Annotated in this window: 13 protein-coding genes and 1 tRNA gene; 4 read left to right on the forward strand and 10 right to left on the reverse strand. The window is 58.3% G+C overall.

Features of this window, described 5'->3' with window-relative positions; all coding sequences use genetic code 11:
• Positions 1 to 4: 4 nt before the first annotated feature.
• On the reverse strand, positions 5 to 5,248 hold the full coding sequence (locus RT21_RS24280; RefSeq protein WP_046161915.1) for a VCBS domain-containing protein: 5,244 nt from the start codon (positions 5,246 to 5,248) through the stop codon (positions 5 to 7).
• A gap of 102 nt (positions 5,249 to 5,350) precedes the next feature.
• Entirely contained in the window at positions 5,351 to 6,283 is a 933-nt protein-coding gene (locus tag RT21_RS22990; RefSeq protein ID WP_052724723.1) for a YadA-like family protein, read from the reverse strand.
• 238 nt (positions 6,284 to 6,521) lie between these two features.
• On the opposite strand from RT21_RS22990, the gene RT21_RS05300 reads away from it, so the two are divergent.
• Positions 6,522 to 7,661, forward strand: a complete 1,140-nt coding sequence (locus tag RT21_RS05300; protein WP_046161916.1) for a tetratricopeptide repeat protein — start codon at positions 6,522 to 6,524, stop codon at positions 7,659 to 7,661.
• A 471-nt stretch (positions 7,662 to 8,132) separates the two neighbouring features.
• On the opposite strand, the gene RT21_RS05305 is transcribed toward RT21_RS05300, so the two are convergent.
• The 4 genes from RT21_RS05305 to dapA all read right to left on the reverse strand — a co-directional run bounded on the left by RT21_RS05305 (position 8,133) and on the right by dapA (position 11,368).
• Positions 8,133 to 8,222 (reverse strand) — tRNA-Ser (locus RT21_RS05305).
• 122 nt (positions 8,223 to 8,344) lie between these two features.
• Positions 8,345 to 9,214 (reverse strand): phosphoribosylaminoimidazolesuccinocarboxamide synthase, encoded by an 870-nt coding sequence (locus tag RT21_RS05310; protein WP_046161917.1) that lies wholly within the window; start codon positions 9,212 to 9,214, stop codon positions 8,345 to 8,347.
• Between the two features lie 135 nt (positions 9,215 to 9,349).
• Positions 9,350 to 10,450 (reverse strand): outer membrane protein assembly factor BamC, encoded by a 1,101-nt coding sequence (gene bamC, locus RT21_RS05315; protein WP_046161918.1) that lies wholly within the window; start codon positions 10,448 to 10,450, stop codon positions 9,350 to 9,352.
• A gap of 39 nt (positions 10,451 to 10,489) precedes the next feature.
• On the reverse strand, positions 10,490 to 11,368 hold the full coding sequence (dapA, locus tag RT21_RS05320) for a 4-hydroxy-tetrahydrodipicolinate synthase (RefSeq protein WP_045428700.1): 879 nt from the start codon (positions 11,366 to 11,368) through the stop codon (positions 10,490 to 10,492).
• A gap of 217 nt (positions 11,369 to 11,585) precedes the next feature.
• Here dapA and RT21_RS05325 point away from each other — a divergent pair, with 217 nt between their 5' ends.
• Both RT21_RS05325 and RT21_RS05330 read left to right on the forward strand, forming a co-directional pair.
• Positions 11,586 to 12,146 (forward strand): glycine cleavage system transcriptional repressor, encoded by a 561-nt coding sequence (locus tag RT21_RS05325; protein WP_045428702.1) that lies wholly within the window; start codon positions 11,586 to 11,588, stop codon positions 12,144 to 12,146.
• A 16-nt stretch (positions 12,147 to 12,162) separates the two neighbouring features.
• Complete coding sequence (locus RT21_RS05330) at positions 12,163 to 12,636, forward strand: peroxiredoxin (RefSeq protein ID WP_046161919.1); 474 nt, start codon at positions 12,163 to 12,165, stop codon at positions 12,634 to 12,636.
• Positions 12,637 to 12,760: 124 nt separating this feature from the next.
• Here RT21_RS05330 and RT21_RS05335 read toward each other — a convergent pair whose 3' ends face one another.
• Entirely contained in the window at positions 12,761 to 13,840 is a 1,080-nt protein-coding gene (locus tag RT21_RS05335) for an AI-2E family transporter (protein ID WP_046161920.1), read from the reverse strand.
• 19 nt (positions 13,841 to 13,859) lie between these two features.
• Positions 13,860 to 14,111: a sulfurtransferase TusA family protein gene (locus RT21_RS05340; RefSeq protein ID WP_045428708.1), complete on the reverse strand. Its 252-nt coding sequence runs from the start codon at positions 14,109 to 14,111 to the stop codon at positions 13,860 to 13,862.
• Positions 14,112 to 14,217: 106 nt separating this feature from the next.
• On the opposite strand from RT21_RS05340, the gene RT21_RS05345 reads away from it, so the two are divergent.
• Complete coding sequence (locus tag RT21_RS05345) at positions 14,218 to 15,648, forward strand: M48 family metalloprotease (RefSeq protein ID WP_045428710.1); 1,431 nt, start codon at positions 14,218 to 14,220, stop codon at positions 15,646 to 15,648.
• A gap of 60 nt (positions 15,649 to 15,708) precedes the next feature.
• Here RT21_RS05345 and nadA read toward each other — a convergent pair whose 3' ends face one another.
• Together nadA and RT21_RS05355 are read right to left on the reverse strand one after the other, a co-directional pair.
• Positions 15,709 to 16,767: a quinolinate synthase NadA gene (nadA, locus tag RT21_RS05350; RefSeq protein WP_046161921.1), complete on the reverse strand. Its 1,059-nt coding sequence runs from the start codon at positions 16,765 to 16,767 to the stop codon at positions 15,709 to 15,711.
• Positions 16,768 to 17,007: 240 nt separating this feature from the next.
• Positions 17,008 to 18,504: an acetyl-CoA hydrolase/transferase family protein gene (locus tag RT21_RS05355; RefSeq protein ID WP_046161922.1), complete on the reverse strand. Its 1,497-nt coding sequence runs from the start codon at positions 18,502 to 18,504 to the stop codon at positions 17,008 to 17,010.
• Positions 18,505 to 18,569 lie beyond the last annotated feature (65 nt).

An 18,569-nucleotide genomic window follows, 5' to 3' on the forward strand; every position in this document is an offset into this window, starting at 1 on the left:
CAGATTAAACTGGGGTTTGACTCCAGTCGAAGTTGACGGCAGTGATAGAGCTAGCATCAGAGATGCCAACTAGCTTTATCACGGTGTCTCCAGCATCAAAACTATTGTTATGGCCGTCATCGAAGAACACCCAGGTGTCCGTTCCATCGCCGCCAACGAATGGCCAACGGTCACTTGTTAGTTGCACCTGAGCCGCAGCCTTAACGTTATCGAAGTTTGCGAAAGTTCCGCCATTGACCACCGAGTAGCTATGGCCGGCGACCAAACCTTGCAAGTCAATGACGTCAGAACCTGCTTCGAAGTCCAAGATGCTGTCCATCTGGCTCTCGGTAGAATCACCGGTTACTCGATACATAAATGTATCTGAGCCAGCACCACCATAGAGCTGATCAGCACCCTGGCCGCCAGTGATCACATCGTTACCGGCGCCACCAGTCAGCGTGTCACTGGCACTACCCCCAGTTGCGGTAATTGCGATCGTCGCTGCTGCACCGTTAACCACCAGTGCACCAGTGCTGCCATTGGTCACAGTGATGCCATCGGCAAACGCTGCGTTAGCATTGGCCCCCAGCGTCACGCTAGCGGTGCCACCAGCAGCCATTTCCAGTACTTCCATGTTGCTCACATTGGCAAACGCCGCATCGGACAAGGTCACGTTACCGCCGCCAATACCGTTCCAGGCGAAGATGGTGTCGCTACCTTCGCCACCATTGACGACTGCAGCCGATGCCACCAAAACAGTTGCGCCTTCATCAAAACTGAACACGTCGTCGCCGGCATCGCCGTAAAGGAAGTCGCCAGCCCTGCCGATGATCGTGTCATCGCCAGCGCCGCCGTAGAGGGTATCAGTACCCGCGCCACCGTTGATGGTGTCATTACCGGCAAGACCGAAGATGGTGTTGTCGGCAGCGTTACCGGAAAGGAGATCGGTACCGGCAGTGCCGATGATGGCAAAGTCGCTGTCGTCTACCGACCCCGCCATGCCCAGTAACTTGATAGTGGTGTCGCCGAACGTGACCACCGCAGTAGTGCCGATGCTCGAGAGCAAATAGCTGCTCGGCATTGCGCCCTGGAAAGCGATCTTATCCTGGCCATTCTTGAAGCCAACGATGATATCAGTGCCCTGGTCACCCACCGTGTCGTAGACAAACAGGTCTTGAGCGTTATCGTCTGCGGAGTTGTCACCGCCGTACAGCACGTCGTTACCGGCACCGCCTTTGATGATGTCGGCACCGCTACCACCATAAAGGGTGTCATTGCCCGCACCGCCGTGCAGCGTGTCGTTACCGGCCAGCCCGCGCAGCACATCAGCGAACGCACTGCCAATCAGCAAGTCGCCGCCGGCAATTGAACTGCCCACCAGGGTTGAGCCGGACGACGCGTTGGCTGTCGCGGTTTTCAACAGACTGCCATCGGCAAACTGGATGGAGGTTCCGTCCAGGTTACCGCTGTAGCCGCCCAGCAGCAGAGAACCGCTATTGCCGCCGCTTATGGTGGTGCCGGCACCGTTGACCACAACGCTGGTCGATGCAGCCGAGACCCCGGCGATGGTAATCACCGTGGCCGGGTCGTAGTTGGCCACTGTTGCCTGCTGACCGTCAGCGAAGTTCACGCTGGACGGAACAACGTCAGGGCTGGCAACTGGGATTTCGATGTATTGGGCCGCGCCCGTTACACCATTCTCGCCGCCATCTACAACTTCAACGTACAGGCCTGCATCTACACCAGAGCCGTCTGCAGACAACTTCATGCCGTTTAGCGCCGCATTGATTTGCGCCACGGTGCCGCTAATTTGCAGATACAACTCACCGGCACTGTCGCTGCCTTCGAGGATGGTGACACCGGAACCATTGCTCAGGTCGAGCGAGCCGCCAACAGCCGTTAGGTTGAGCGTCAGTTGCTCGTTGGCATCCAGATCGGCTACCAGCAACGTGCCGTTGAACACCACGTCACCGCTGGCGGCGCTGATGCTCGGCGTGCCGATGACGCTGATCTCTGGCGCATCATTGGTGCCGGTCAGGGTGATGGTCGCAGTTTGCGCCACGCTGCCGCCTTGCCCGTCACTGATGGTGTAAGCCACCACTACGCTGAGTGTCTCACCGTGGGCCAAAGCATTAAATGCAGCATTGGCAGGGTCTACGGCCAGCGTCGAGCCTGTCAGGCTGAACCCCGTCGGCACGGTGCTGCTGGCAGTGCCGGCGCCTAGCTTGTAGGTCACGTCGCCAACGCTTAGAACGTCAGCGGTATCGACATCGCTGGCACCGTTCAGCAGGTTGACTGTGTAGGCCGCATCGCCTTCGAATGCACTGCTGGTGATAGCGCCACTCACTGTCGGCTGATCGTTAGTCCCGTTGATGGTGATGGTTGCGGTTTTGCCTGGGCTGGCAATGCCGTCGGTCACCGAATAAGTCGCTACGATCACCAAGCTCTGACCTTTGGCCAGGTAGTCGAAGGCTGGCGAGCTCGGATTGATGCTTAGCACACCGTTCGCCAGGCTTAAACCGGCCGGGACAGTGGTTCCACCGTTGCCCGTTGCAGCCCCGCCGACCAGGTAAGTGACGTTGCTGACACTTAGGGTATCGCCGGTGTCGACATCGCTCGCCCCAAGTAGCAGGTTAAGGGTGTAAACGCCATTGCCTTCAAAGTCGGAGGAAATCAGCGCCGCGCCAACTGTCGGCACGTCGTTGGTGCCATAGATGGTCACTGCGATCACTTGCTCGGTGCCGTCAGCCGCCTTGACCGTGAACTGCTCGACCTTGGTAGCGTCAGTACGCAGATATTGCACAGCGCTGTTCGCCACGCTGTATACCCACTCGCCGTTAGCACCAATGCTCAGGCTGCCGAGGGTAGTGCCCACTGCAACGCCCACCCCCGCTTGGAAGGCGTTATTGACGCCATCGACGTCAGCGCTGGTGAGCGTGCCACTGGTCGTCAGGTTGGGTGAGGTGGCGTCTTCAGTCACAGCACCGGTTGTAGCGCCAGCAATCTCGGCGGCATCGTTAGTGCCAGTGATAGTCACTTCCACAGTAGTGGTCGTGCCGTCGGCAGCTGCAACGGTGAAGGTATCAGTGAGGACGTCGAGAACGTTCAGATCGTCGAAGGCTTCATTGGCCACGTAGGTCCACACGCCGCCGGCGTCGATGTTGAACACACCGTAGTTGCCCGCGGTGTTGGTTTGCGCTACGAAGGTTTCGGCGTTGTCGACATCAGAGATGGTCAGCGTGCCGCCAGTGCTCAGGATCGCATCAGTTTCGACCAGCTCAACCAAGGCCGAGGACAGGACTGCAGCATCGTTAGTGCCAGTGATAGTCACTTCCACAGTAGTGGTCGTGCCGTCGGCAGCTGCAACGGTGAAGGTATCAGTGAGGACGTCGAGAACGTTCAGATCGTCGAAGGCTTCATTGGCCACGTAGGTCCACACGCCGCCGGCGTCGATGTTGAACACACCGTAGTCGCCTGCAACGTTGGTCTGGGCAAGGAAGGTTTCGGCGTTGTCGACATCAGAGATGGTCAGCGTGCCGCCGGTGCTCAGGATCGCATCAGTTTCGACCAGCTCAACCAAGGCCGAGGACAGGACAGCAGCATCGTTGGTGCCAGTGATAGTCACTTCCACAGTAGTGGTCGTGCCGTCAGCAGCTGCAACAGTGAAAGTATCGGTAAGCGTGTCTTCAACGTTCAGACCGTTGAAGGCTTCATTGGCCACGTAGGTCCACACGCCGCCGGCGTCGATGTTGAACACACCGTAGTCGCCTGCAACGTTGGTCTGGGCAAGGAAGGTTTCGGCGTTGTCGACATCAGAGATGGTCAGCGTGCCGCCGGTGCTCAGGATCGCATCAGTTTCGACCAGCTCAACCAAGGCCGAGGACAGGACAGCAGCATCGTTGGTGCCAGTGATAGTCACTTCCACAGTAGTGGTCGTGCCGTCAGCTGCGGTAACGGTGAAGGTATCAGTGAGGACGTCGAGAACGTTCAGATCGTCGAAGGCTTCATTGGCCACGTAGGTCCACACGCCGCCGGCGTCGATGTTGAACACACCGTAGTCGCCTGCAACGTTGGTCTGGGCAAGGAAGGTTTCGGCGTTGTCGACATCAGAGATGGTCAGCGTGCCACCGGTGCTCAGGATCGCGTCGGTTTCGACCAGCTCAACCAAAGCTGAGGACAGGACAGCAGCATCGTTGGTGCCAGTAATGGTCACCGTTGCAGTCTGCGCAACAGTGCCGTCGTTGGCATCGTCAATGGTGTAGTTCACCACGACGGTGAGGCTTTCATCTGCGGCTAGATTGTCAAAAGCTTCGCTTGCAGGGTCTGCACTAAGCGTATCGCCTTGCAGGCTGAAGCCCGGCGGCAACAAATCACTTGGCTCGCCGTTGATCGTAAAACTTAGATTGGTAACAAACAGGAGGTCGTCGTTCGCATCGCTAGCGCCGTCGAGCAGGTTGAGAGAGAACGAGGCTTGGCCTTCGTTTGCGCTTGCATTCAGCAGGGTAGCAACTACCGGGGGCTGATTGGTGGCGTTCTCATCGACCGGGGTAATGTCAAGCGCGGCAGTACCAGCAGTGGTCAGCGCGCCGTCGGAGATGACGTAAGCGAAGCTGACTTGAGTATCGTCGTCCTGAGCCGGAGTGTAAGTCCACGTGCCGTTGTCGTTATCGACCAGGCTGCCATTGCCGGCGGTGATAGCCAGGCCAGTCACAGTGAGCGGGTTGCCTTCAGGATCACTCGCCTGAGCAAGGAGATCGGCCTGGGTGATCAGCCGGGCACCGCTGTCTTCAGCGATGGCTGCCAGGGTAACCGGAGCGGTTACAGGGGCATCATTGTTAGGCGTGATGTTGCTGAACTTTACGGACACGGGAGTGCCGCTGCTCTCATAGGTAGGCGCAGTACTGCCACCCCAAGTACCGCTGACAGTAGCCACCGCCTCGACGCCGAACGCATCAACGACATTGCCACCTTGCACGGCCTCATCGTTTAGCCAGTAAAGCCGGGCATCGGGGCCAGTCACCAACACATTGTTAATGTACAAGCCGGCACTACGAAGCACCACATCGCCTGCGGTGAAGTTCACTGCAGTAAGCTCACCCGCCGTATCTTTGTACCACAGAGAGCCGCCTGCGCCATCGGAGAGCAGGAAACCATCAGTATTAGACGACTCATTTGCACGGATTTTCAGCAAAGAGTAACTGATAGCGTAATGCTGATCTTCAGTGGCACCGGTAAAAGCATTGATATTGCTTAGGGTCACAGTCATGTCATTCTCCACCCTCTCCGTCACTGGAAAGGGCAACAAGATTCATAAGGTTTGAGTTTGATGGCAGCCAGACAACGCCTGACCGCCTAACTGAAACGTGCTTTACCAGCTATAACCAACGCCAAGGTTAGCGGCGGTCTTGGAAGCAGTGTTACGGCTCACACCCGCTGTAACCGAGGTGGACTCGGTGATGGCTGCACGGAAGCCAACGGCTACAGCACTTTCGCTGCTGTAGTTACCCAGACCGGCGCCTACGCTGAAGCGTTTGCCATAAGCCGGTGCAGGAATGGCAGCCAGCGCAGCAACCGACGCAACACCCGCGTTGGCCACTTCTTCGACTTTGTCGATTCGGCGGTCTACAGCATTGAAGCGAGCATTTGTTTGGCTAGCCAACTCGTCATACTGGTTGTTGTAGCTATTCTGCACAGCGCGCAACTGATCGTAATTGACTGCATCTGAACCAGCTGTACCCGCTGCAACATTGGTAATCTTCTCGCCGGCAGCATCCAGTGAGCCGGTAATAGTTCCGCCAGTGATGGTGGTTGCGTTGATAGTGCCCGAAGTAATAGAGCCAGTATTGGCGATTGTTGCACTGCTAACAGTAGTACCGTTTATTGCAGCGGCGGTAACACTGTCAGCTGTGATATCGGTGGCTTTTAACGTGGCGACCGAGGTATTCCCCTCGACAGAAAGTGAGCCTCCGTTGATTACTTCTACATTACCGCCGAAACTGCTCTGGGCGCCGCCAAGGGAGGTGGTATTACCACTAGTACCATCGAGAATAAGAATAGAACCTTCCGCGGCATCAAGGCTAATTTCATTCCCAATATCAGGGACGCCGCCGACGGTGTCATTGATAAAAATGCTAGTAACGTCAGGCTGGTCTATCGGTGTGCCACCGACATCAGTAAACGTCTCAGCCATCGCCTGATTACCAGCCAGCATCCCCAGCAGCGTACAAGCCAGCAGCGATTTGCGGCTGAGGGTCACATGAGAGATGCATTCCAGATTGCACTTACGAGCACGCTTTTGCATGAAGGGGTCCCTTGACTACAGAAAAGATGATGGCTTAAGCCATCAATATGGCATCATAAAGTCATCATTTCAACATCCTTCTGATGACTCAAAGACATCACTCTAATCTCATAAAGATATCAAAATGCTAGGTTTCGGCTCGATGCGGCGATTTTCTCCTTCACAAACAAGTGCTAACGCTGCTGGCTCCAAGGTTTCCTGGCCGGTCAGCGAAGATAAAAGGCCGAGGTCGTTCCGCATGAGCCTGGCGACTGCTCTACTCGCAGCACTCGCGGGCCTGACCGGCAGCTCGGCATTCGCGACGAGCGCGGAGTGCCAGTCGCTACTGCGCAAGCGGGACCTCGCCCAGGCGCCGTCGGTATGTAGCGCAGCGTTAAGCGCCCAGCAGAAGGCGGCCAAGGGTGGCCAAAGGGCAGAGTTGGAAGCATTGGCACGCGCGCATGACAACCTGGGCAGCTTGTACATGCTTCGGCGGCAGTACGCAGAGGCCGAGGCGCAGTACAGAGCAAGCCTGATGGCGCGCGAAAAGGCGTTTGGGCGCGATCATCATCTGCAAGCCATTTCGCTGCATCAGCTTGCCGATTCGTTGAAACTCCAGAACAAGCTTGTTGAAGCGGAGCCGCTGCTGCTGCGAGCACTGAAGCTACGACAAAGCAGTCTGGGGCCCCATTCCGAAGCCACGGCACAGGCTCATCACGCGCTGGGCATGCTCTATACACAGATGGACGCAGCGAAAGCTGAAAGCTCGTTCCGCGAAGAGATCGCCATACTTGAGCGGCTCTACCCGGCGGGGTCAGCGGCAACGGCTATCGCCTACAACAATCTGGGGATTTTGCGCCAGCGCAACGGCCAACCCGATCAGGCAGAAAGTTACTACCGCAGTGCCATATCGATGCTTGAGCGCACCGCACCTAACGACAAGGTCCGATTGGCTGGCCCGCTGCTCAATTTGGCGACCGCCCTCACCGAGAAACAGCAATATGCAGCGGCGAGAAAGCTACTGCTCCGGCTGCTGGAAATCAGGCAAAAGCTGCAAGGGTCGCAGTCGCCAGGGGTTGCGGATGTACACAACCGTCTAGGCGTGCTTTACAGCCGAACCGGCGATCTGGAGATTGCAGAGAGCGAGCTACGCAAGGCGCTGACCATGCGTGAAAACACGCTGGGAACAAACCATCTGCTCGTCGCGGAGAGCTGCACCAATCTAGGCATTTTTCTGATGCAAAGAGGCCGCTTGAACGAAGCGCTCGCCTTGCTTCGCCACTCGGCGGCGGTCACACACAGTCTCACCGGGCCACAGAGCGCTCAAACGGCCACTGCCTGGCAAAACCTCGAGCAACTGTATGGACGCATCATTCAAGCCGCAGCGATTAAACAATAAGCTGATCAGCACACAACAGGACCCAGCCCGGTCTGCGGCACCTGGATGACCACCAGCCGGTATCGCGGAATTAACCTGCATTCCGATAAAACAAGGGGCGAACGCACCATTCGCCGCGCAATGGTTCATCGCCCGACAACACTCCAATGGGGCAACCATCACACCTTCGCCTAGAACGGTATTAGCACTTGATGCTGCAAGCGGCCCCTATCACTGCGGACCCGTTAACGCTGGCAGCATGCCTGCGCCCTGAGATCCGCCGTGCAAATGCCAACAGGGGTTTTTATACGCCCTCACTAGTTGCCGCCCCTATCGAATGCGGCCCAAAGTGACATCGTCGGTGCGGGGCGCCTATCGGGGCAAGCGATCGCCCAGGCGTGGGTGCAAAGTGAAGGCGGTGACGGAAACAAACCGCAGAAACGCAAAAGCCCCCGAAACTTTAGGAGTTTCGGGGGCTTAGGCTATATGTAGTGGCGGAGAGATAGGGATTTGAACCCTAGGAACTGTTGCCAGTTCAACGGATTTCGAATCCGTCCCGTTCGGCCACTCCGGCATCTCTCCAGCGGCGCGCATCATAACAGCTCGGTATGTTTTGTCTAACCCAACTGCTCAGATTTTTTAACGGCGCCATATCGCGACAGCCAGGCTGGCTGCAGTGATCAGCCCCGCCCGGTCGCCTCCAATTAGCTGGTCAGGCGCGTCAGCGCTTCACGGTATTTGTCGGCAGTCTTCTGGGCCACATCAGCTGGAACAGGCGGGGCTGGCGGCTCCTTGTTCCAGCCGGTGGATTCTAGCCAGTCGCGGACAAACTGTTTGTCGAAGCTCGGCGGGTTGCTCCCTTCAGCGTAACTGTCTGCAGGCCAGAAGCGGCTGGAGTCGGGCGTAAGCACTTCATCCATCAGTGTCAGCTCGCCGTTTTCGTCAAGGCCGAACTCGAATTTGGTATCGGCGATGATGATGCCCCGCGTTGCTGCGTACGCGACTGCTGCGCTGTACAGCGCGATCGAGGTATCGCGCACCTTCGCCGCAAGCTCTTTACCGATAATGGCTTCGCACTGCTCGAAGGAGATGTTCTCGTCGTGATCGCCCACGGCCGCCTTGGTCGACGGCGTAAAGATCGGCTGCGGCAGCTTGGCCGCCTCTTTCAGGCCGGCTGGCAGCTTGATGCCGCAGACGGTTCCGTTTTGCTGGTACTCCTTCCAGCCTGAGCCAACGATATAGCCCCGCACGATGGCCTCGACTGCCACAGGCTTCAGACGCTTAGCCACAACTGCCCGCCCCTCTACCAGAGGCAGCTCCGCGGCAGATACAACGTCCTCGACCTTGTCGCCGGTGAAATGGTTAGGGACCAGCTGCGCAAGCTTGTCGAACCAGAAGTTTGAAATGGCGGTCAGGATCTTGCCTTTCTCCGGGATCGGTTCGGCTAGGATCACATCAAACGCGGAAAGCCGGTCGGTGGCGACCATCAGCATGCGCTTGTCGTCGATCTCGTACAGATCACGCACCTTGCCGGAATAGATTTTCTTCAGGCTGAGGGAATTGGGAGTGGTCATGGCGATTCTCGCGGTTGCCGAACCTACGCCGGCTTGCGCAACAGCGCAGCCGCAACGATTGGATCAGTCATCAAACGAAACAGGCGAAACCGAAAGGTTTCGCCTGACTTGATCGAAGCGGACTGTTTTGCAGAATCAGTCCAGGTTGTCCTTGAGCATATTCAGCACGCGTCGCGAGGTTTCAGCCGGAGCAACGGTGTCGAGATCCTTGTCGAGGGTGACCTGTACCTTGTCTCCCACGGCGGTCACGCGTACCTGATAACGTTCGGCGCGGGCTTCGATTTCTTCGCGGTCAGGGGTTCCGCCGAACAAGCGCGAGAAGAAACCTGGCTTCTCGTCTGGATTAGCCGCGCCTTCCGCCAGATTGACGTAGTAAACGCCAAGGCTTCTATCCAAATCCTCGACGAGGATATCGCTCGCAGCTAGAGCACGACCGACGCTCGACCAACCACGGTTGAAATCGGTATCAAGCTGCAACACTGGCTCGCCGCTGCCGGCTTCACTGAGTGTGACACGGCTTGGCGCGTCGAACTCGCGCTCAGCCAGCAGCGAGGCGGATCCACCTTGTGCGGTGCTGTTGTTCAGCCCCGCCTGCAGCTCATCGAGCAGTACACGATCACGCTCCGCATTCGCCGGTGTGTCGGGCCAGGCAACATCGGCGCTGCTGTCTGCGGGGCGCTGAACGCTGACCAAGAAGATCTCGCTGGTATCACGCTGCACACCGGGCTCGACGCGAACCCTTACACGGGTTTCGCCTTCACCCAGACCAAGGTTGCGCACCAATGCTGGCGAGAGCTGATCGCGGGTCTGCCAGGCGGTTACGAACTCACCGGTTTGAGGCCGCTCTTCAGCAATCTGGAAGCCGTTATCGGTGAAGAACTGACGGGCAGCTGCCCACACTTGCGAAGGGGCACGCATAGCAACAAGCCAGCGCGCATCTTCAGATGTCTGCAGGGTGTATTCGCTCGCCTCTTCGGCGGCAACAAGACGCTGTGGACGGGGCACTTCGTACTCGCCTGTCGCACGGCTGTCGGCTACTTGCTGGGGGATTGGCAGTAGGGGTTCGATCGGGCGCAGCTCGACATCGCCAGGCACCTGCATCGGCGGCACCTGCTGTGCCTGCAGGTAGTCGCTGCCACGGTCGCGGAAGTATCCGTCTTCACCCCACAACCAGCCACAACCGCTGGTTCCAGAGATGATCAAGGCTAGGGTCGAGAGGCCGGCCAATCGCTTCATGCATGTTCCTTCATTATTAAACCAGTACGCCTGAGACTATCAGGCCAGCACACCGGACTGACGCATCGCGTCGCGAAGCGGCTCGTGGCAACGCTGGCTAAGCCAGGTGAGCGGCAGGCGAATGCCGTCCGGTATAAGACCCATCTCGTGCAGAGCCCATTTTACCGGAATCGGATTGGCCTCAAGGAACAGTGTCTGGTGCAGCGGCATCAACAGCGCATTGATGGCACGCGCCTTGTCGGCATCGCCAGCGATAGCAGCGGTACACAGCTCGCTCATCGCGCGCGGCGCAACGTTCGCGGTAACGGAGATGTTGCCCTTGCCACCCATCAGCATGAGTTCCACGGCAGTGGCGTCATCGCCGGAATAGACGAGGAAGTCCTTGGCGACGCGATCAAGCACCTCCTGCCCGCGCTTGAGATCACCGGTTGCTTCTTTGACGCCGATGATATTCGGCACCTTGGCCAAGCGTTCGATGGTTTCTGGCAGCATGTCGCAGGCAGTGCGACCGGGGACGTTGTAAAGAATCTGGGGAATCGCTACAGCTTCGGCGATGTGACGGAAGTGAAGATACATACCTTCCTGCGTCGGCTTGTTGTAGTACGGCGTCACCAGGAGACAGGCGTCAGCGCCGGCCTGCTTGGCGTTTTCAGTCAGCTCGACGGCTTCACGCGTTGAGTTGGCCCCGGTACCGGCGATCACTGGGATTCGACCATTGACCTGGTCGACTACTCGACGGATCACCTCGATATGCTCAGCCACTTCGAGGGTAGACGCTTCGCCAGTAGTACCGACCGCAACGATTGCATGGGTGCCTTCCTGGAGATGGAAGTCGACCAGCTTGCTCAGGCTATCCCAATCAAGACCACCCTGCGCGTCCATGGGAGTGACCAACGCCACCATACTGCCCGCAATCATGCAACCCACTCCTGCCGGAAAAAGAGAGGCGTAATGGTACAAGGCTCCCGAGCGCTTTGCGAGTACGCTGGAGGCATCAACCGCCGGAACGACTGAGCACCGGCGCGACAGTCAACTGGCTTACTCGGCCGACGCATTCCCTCTGACGACGCTTTTCGCTACCCTTAGCCATTTTCGGCTTGGCTGGCCGACCGATTCATCACCGCCAGGAATCTGCATGTCCACCCCCCCAGTACCCCGAGAACAGTTTCTCGTCATCAGCGCCATGGGCCGGAGCCCGATGGCGCTCACCAATGTGCTTTGCCGAGCCAGCAACGAGAATCGCTGCGCCGTAGTCAGTACGCGCCTGACCCGACACGGCGAATGTTGTGCCCTGGTTCTGGAGATCACCGGAAGCTGGGACGCGCTTGCTCGAATGGAGACGGCCCTGCCCGGCCTGGCCAAGAAGCACGAGTTCACCACTAATGTGGTGCGCAGCGAAGCACTGGAGACTCGACCGCAGGCGCTGCCCTATGTGGCGTATGTCAGCTCGGCCTATCGTCCAGACATCCTCAACGAGTTGTGCCAGTTCTTTATCGACCATCGTGTCGAGCTCGAAGCCCTTACATGCGATACCTATGAGGCACCGCAAACTGGCGGCACCATGCTCAACGCGACGATGACCGTCACATTGCCGGCTGGCACACAGATCAGCTGGCTGCGGGACCAGTTCCTCGATTTCGCCGATGCACTGAACCTGGATGCGTTGATCGAACCCTGGCGCCCTCAGAACCCTTAATTTAGGAAAGACCACCATGTCCGTAGCCGTTGACCAACCCGTGCTGGCCTTCCAGGCACAGGCGACCAGCAACACGCAGGTCAGCCTCGATGAGTTGAAGGGCAAGCAGGTGGTCCTGTACTTCTACCCAAAGGACAATACTCCGGGCTGCACGACGCAAGGCCAGGACTTTCGCGACCAGCACGACGCCTTCATTGCGGCCGACACGGTCGTTTTCGGCGTGTCGCGGGACAGCCTGAAGACCCATGAGAACTTCAAGACCAAGCAGGGCTTTCCCTTCGAGCTGATCTGCGACAAAGACGAGCAGCTTTGCCAGCTATTCGACGTGATCAAGCTGAAAAAGCTTTACGGCAAGGAGTATCTGGGCATAGACCGAAGCACCTTCCTCATCGACGCTGACGGCGTGCTGCGGCAGGAATGGCGCGGGGTGAAGGTGCCAGGGCATGTAGACGCCGTACTGCAGGCCGCCCAAGCATTGCACCAGGGCTGATCCGAGCGACCTACCAAGCTCCATCGCAGCAAACCGGGAATGCTGAGACTACGGCTTGTAGTTTGCCGTGGCCTCGTCTGCTGCGCTCCCCGCCGATTCACCCTTCCGGCGTCCGTCTTTGGAACTATCCGACGTGTTCCACCACCGGCAGGGTGGGCGGCCGGCGCGGCCAAGCGTAAAGCACGGCCTTGAACAGGGTCGCCAAGGGAATCGCGAAGAACACGCCCCAGAAACCCCACAAGCCACCGAATAGCAGCACGGCGCAGATAATCGCAACAGGGTGCAGATTCACCGCCTCGGAAAACAACAGCGGCACCAAAACGTTGCCATCCAACGCCTGGATAATGGCGTAGGCCACCATCAAGTAGATGAACTGGTCGCCCAGCCCCCACTGAAAGAGCCCGATCAATGCGATCGGAATGGTAACGACAGTGGCCCCGATATAGGGCACCACCACCGAAATCCCGACGAGCATCGCCAGTAACGCCGCATAGTTCAGCTCAAGGGCGGCGAACACTGCATACGAGACCACACCACAGATCAGAATCTCGATCGCTTTGCCGCGTATGTAGTTAGCGATCTGCACATTCATTTCCTGCGCGACCTGGGTGATCAGCCCTCGCTCGTGCGGCAGGTAACCACTGAGCCAATCGTTAATCTGTTGGCGATCTTTGAGAAAAAAGAACACCAGGATCGGCACCAGGATCAGATAGATCATCAAGCTCAGCAGCAGCGGCAGGCTCGACAACGAAGATGTGAGCATGAGTTGGCCATAACGACCGACCTCGCCGCGGATGAAATCGATACCCCGCAGCACCTGTACTTCAGTGAGCAATTGGGGGTAGCGCTCGGGCAGAAGAAGCAGCAGCGACTGCCATTCCACTAGCATTCGCGGGAGCTCGTTGAACAGCGTCAGCACCTGCTGCCACATCAACGGCGCCAAGAACAGTATGCAGACGGTCAGCAGACCGATGAACATCAAAAACACCAGCCAAACCGCTATCAGATGCGGCAGCTTGATTCGCTCCAGCGCACCGACCAACCCCTGCATCAGATACGCCAGCACCAAGCCGGCGATGACCGGGGCCAGCATGTGACCGAGGGTCAACACTGTCGCAAAGGCGACTACCAGCAGAACCCCAAGGACCACCGCCTCCTCATCCGAGAAATAGCGATGTATCCAACTCCGTAACACGTTGAGCATATGCCTTCCTTAACAGCCGTCAGGCCTTGCGCAGCCAGTAACGGTAAAGCCCTTCGTTCGCATCTTCGTGCAGCAGCGTATGGCCGGCCAGATTGGCGAAACTGCGAAAGTCGCGTTGCGATCCCGGGTCGGTCGCGGTGACCTTCAACACTTGCCCGCTGGCCAGTCGATTGAGTTCCAGCTTGGCCTTTAGCAGCGGCATCGGGCAGGCCAGCCCGACCGCATCCAGCTCGGCGTCACAGGCCATGCCGGGGGCACCCTGTTGAATCATGTTCATCTCCTCGAAAGGGCTGCAGGATACCGAGCTGCGCCCGGCTCTGGCCAGCGACCCGAGCACAAGGCTACAGTAGCGCTCCCGCCTTCAAGAGCCAGTCTGGATGAAATTGCTGCGCCCTACCCTGCTGACACTTGCCTGCCTGATCGGCCAGCCGGTACTAGCCAACGACCTTCCCTCGCTCGGCGACTCCAGCTCCGGCATCGTCTCGCCAGAGCAGGAGCATCAGCTGGGCAGAGCCTGGCTCAGCCTGTTGCGTGGCCAGGTCCCTCAGCTGTCCGATCCGCTGCTGAAGGACTATCTGGAGCGCAGCGTTTATCGCCTGGCCGAAACCAGCCAGCTACAGGATCGTCGCCTGGAATTCGTGCTGCTCGACAGTCCACAGCTGAACGCCTTTGCCGCGCCCGGCGGCATCATTGGGGTCAATGGCGGATTGTTCCTTCATGCGCAGACTGAGGCTGAGTACGCCTCGGTACTCGCGCACGAACTGGCCCACCTGTCGCAACGCCATTTCGCTCGCGGGCTGGAAGCGCAAAAACGTATGCAGCTACCGCTGATGGCGGCCATGCTCGCCGGTGTCGTCGCCGCTGCGGCTGGTGCAGGCGATGCCGGCATCGCAGCCATTATTTCGACCCAAGCGGCTGCAATTCAGTCTCAGCGTCGCTTCTCGAGACAGAACGAGCAAGAAGCCGACCGGATTGGCATCATCAACCTCGAACGAGCCGGCTACGACCCGCGCGCCATGCCTGAGATGTTCGGCCGCCTGATGCGCCAGTATCGTTACGACCAGAAGCCACCGGAATTCCTTCTCACCCACCCGGTCACCGAATCACGTATTGCCGACACCAAGAACCGCGCCGAGCAATACCCCGATACAGGCGTCGAAGACAGTCTGAAGTATCAGTTGCTACGCGCCCGCATGGACCTGAAATTCGAAAGCACGCCCGGGGTCAGCGCCAAGCGCTTCCGCGCGATGCTAGCGGACGATCCGAACCTCGACGCGGCTCGCTACGGGCTGGCGCTGGCGCAGATGAAAAGTGGCCAACTGAAGGAAGCCGCGTTGAACCTTGAGCCATTGCTGGCAAAGGAACCGGACGATGCCACCTACAACCTTGCCCAGATCGAGCTGGACATCACAGCCAACCGCCTTGCCGCCGCGCGCGCGCGGATGCAGAGCTTGCTTGACCTTTACCCAGGAAATTATCCGGTTCGCCAGGCGAACATTGATCTGTTGATCAAGGAAAACAAACTGCAGGATGCCGAGCAGGAGCTTGACGCTCTGGTGGACGCCCGGCCACAGGACCCGGACATCTGGTATCAGGTTGCAGAAATCCGTGGCCTCACCGGTAACATCATCGGCCTGCATCAGGCCCGCGCGGAATATTTCGCACTTGTTGGGGATTATGATCAGGCAATCGAGCAGTTGGACTTCGCCAAACGTCGCTCGAACAACTTCCAGAGCGCGGCACGAATTGATGCCCGGCAGAAACAGCTGATCGAAGAAAAACGTATGGTGGAGGACATGTTGCGTTGAGTCTGCAGCAGCCTCAGGCTGCCGCAGGACTCAGGTTCACAACCCGTCCAAGCTCTTGCGTCAGGCGTTGCCAGCCTGCCTGATGCGAGCGGCCTGAGTGAATTCGAGCATGCGCTTGAGCGGCTTGACCGCTCGCGGAATCAAAGAAGGATCGACCCGTATCTCGTTGCTGCCAGTGCGCAGGCACTCAAGCGTGCGCTCAAGTGTATTCATCGCCATCCAAGGGCAATGAGCGCAACTCCGGCAGGTGGCGCCACTGCCAGCCGTCGGCGCCTCGATGAACTGCTTGTCCGGGCAAAGCTGCTGCATCTTGTAGAAGATCCCCCGGTCCGTAGCGACGATGAACATCGGGTTGGATAGGGTCTGAGCAGCCTTGATCAGTTGACTCGTCGACCCTACAGCGTCGGCAAGGGCGATCACCGATTCGGGCGACTCGGGATGAACCAGTACAGCCGCATCGGGGTACAACGCTTTCATGTCCTCCAACTGTTTCGACTTGAACTCCTCGTGAACGATACAAGCGCCGTCCCACAACAGCATGTCGGCACCGGTTTCACGCTGGACATAGTTTCCGAGGTGCTTGTCGGGAGCCCAAATGATCTTTTCGCCGTTGTCCATCAGGCTCTCAACGATTTCAAGCGCGCAACTGGAGGTGACGACCCAATCGGCACGCGCCTTCACCGCAGCCGACGTATTGGCGTAAACAACGACGGTACGCTCTGGATGCTGGTCGCAAAACGCCGAGAACTCCTCGACCGGGCAACCCAGATCCAACGAACAGGTGGCCTCCAGCGTCGGCATCAGGACGCGCTTCTCGGGATTAAGAATTTTTGCAGTTTCACCCATGAACTTGACGCCTGCGACAACCACGGTCTGCGCGCTATGTTCATTGCCGAATCTTGCCATCTCCAGCGAATCCGAAACGCAGCCGCCGGTCTCCTCGGCTAACGCCTGGATCACCGGGTCGGTGTAATAGTGGGCAACCAGCACCGCATTCTGCCGCTTCAGCTCGGCGGCGATATCGCTGCGCAACTGCGCCTCCTGCTCAGGCGTCAGCGGCTTGGGCTGCTTGGCCGCCAGATGAGCCTGCACAAGAATACGTTCGGGGATATGCGTCATGTTCGCTGGTTCCTGCAAGCACGGCGGTTGTACGAGCCGCCGATTATAGCCATCGAGGCCGAGAATACGGACGTAGCGAAGGAAGAGATGAAGCGAGGACTGGCCGAGCCTTTCACCCCTGCCGTTACCAAGGGGGCGGAATACTAGCCGAAGCTTTCAGAAAAGTGAAAGCGGATGGGGAAACAACAAAAGATCAGCCTGAACTGAAAAGCCCGCCGACTTTCGTCGGCGGGCTCTGCATCACTTGCCCTTGAGCATGTGTCCACGTTCTTCGAGATTGGTATGCCAATCCATCGCTTCGTGCAGCAGGTGCGGCGTCTGCCCACCCTTCTTGCACGCCGCATCGAAGTAAGCATTCAACGCATCGCGGTAGGACGGATGCACGCAGTTGTCGATGATCGCACGCGCACGCTCACGAGGCGCCAAGCCACGCAGGTCAGCCAGGCCCTGTTCGGTTACCAGGATGCTGACATCGTGCTCGGTATGGTCGACGTGCGCGACCATCGGAACCACGCTGGAGATATTGCCGCCCTTGGCGATCGACTTGGTGACGAAGATGGCCATATGAGCATTACGGGCGAAGTCACCCGAACCGCCGATGCCGTTCATCATCTTGGTACCGCCAACGTGGGTTGAGTTGACGTTGCCGTAGATATCGAATTCGAGCGCGGTGTTGATGCCGATGATGCCGATGCGACGCACTAGCTCCGGATGGTTGGAAATCTCCTGCGGACGCAGAACTAGCTTGTCCTTGTACTTTTCCAGGTTGCCGAATACGCGGTTGTTGCAGCGCTCAGACAGGGTGATCGAACAACCGGAAGCAAAGACCATCTTGCCCGCGTCGATCAGATCAAAGGTGGAGTCCTGCAGCACCTCGGAGTACATCACCAGATTTTCGAACGGCGAATCGATCAGGCCGCACATCACGGCATTGGCAATGTTGCCGATACCGGCCTGCAGCGGGCCGAGACTGTTGCTCAGACGACCTGCATCGACTTCGTTCTTGAAGAAGTGGATCAGGTGGTTGGCGATGGCCTGAGTCTCGTCGTCCGGCGGCGTGACAGTGGAATAGGAATCAGGCTGGTTCGTGACAACGATAGCGGCGATCTTGGCCGGGTCGATCGGGATGGCGCCAGTGCCGATGCGATCATCAACTTTCAGCAGTGGAATCGGCTGGCGATTCGGGCGCTCACCCGGGATGTAGATGTCGTGCAGACCTTCTAGGTTGGGGTTGTGCGCCATGTTCAGCTCGATGATCACCTTGTCGGCAAACAGAGCCAGGTTGGCGGAGTTACCCACCGACGTGGTCGGCACGATGTGACCATCTTCTGTAATAGCAACGGCCTCGATGATCGCGAGATCGGGTTTCTTGATCTGGTGGTTACGCATCTGCTCGACGGTATGCGACAGGTGCTGATCGATGAACATGACCTCGCCGGCGTTGATCGCCTTGCGCAGCGCTGCGTCTGCCTGGAACGGCATACGACGAGCCAGCAGACCGGCCTCAGCCATCAGGCCGTCCAGGTCGTTGCCGAGGCTGGCACCGGTGATCAGGCTGATTTTCAGCGGGTTTTCCTTGGCGCGCTTGATCAGCGCCATGGGAACGGCCTTGGCTTCACCGGCACGGGTAAAACCGCTCATGCCGACAGTCATACCGTCGAGCACATGAGTAGCGGCCTCGTCGGCGCTCATGACCTTGCTATGCAGGGAGGACAAGCGGATGCGATCAGAATACATTTGAGCCTCGAACCACTGAGAAATCGGAAGATGGCAGTCTAGTACGTTTAAAGACGCTCGGGTCA

The organism is Pseudomonas sp. 10B238 (genome assembly GCF_000970615.1).
Taxonomy (GTDB): Bacteria; Pseudomonadota; Gammaproteobacteria; order Pseudomonadales; family Pseudomonadaceae; genus Stutzerimonas.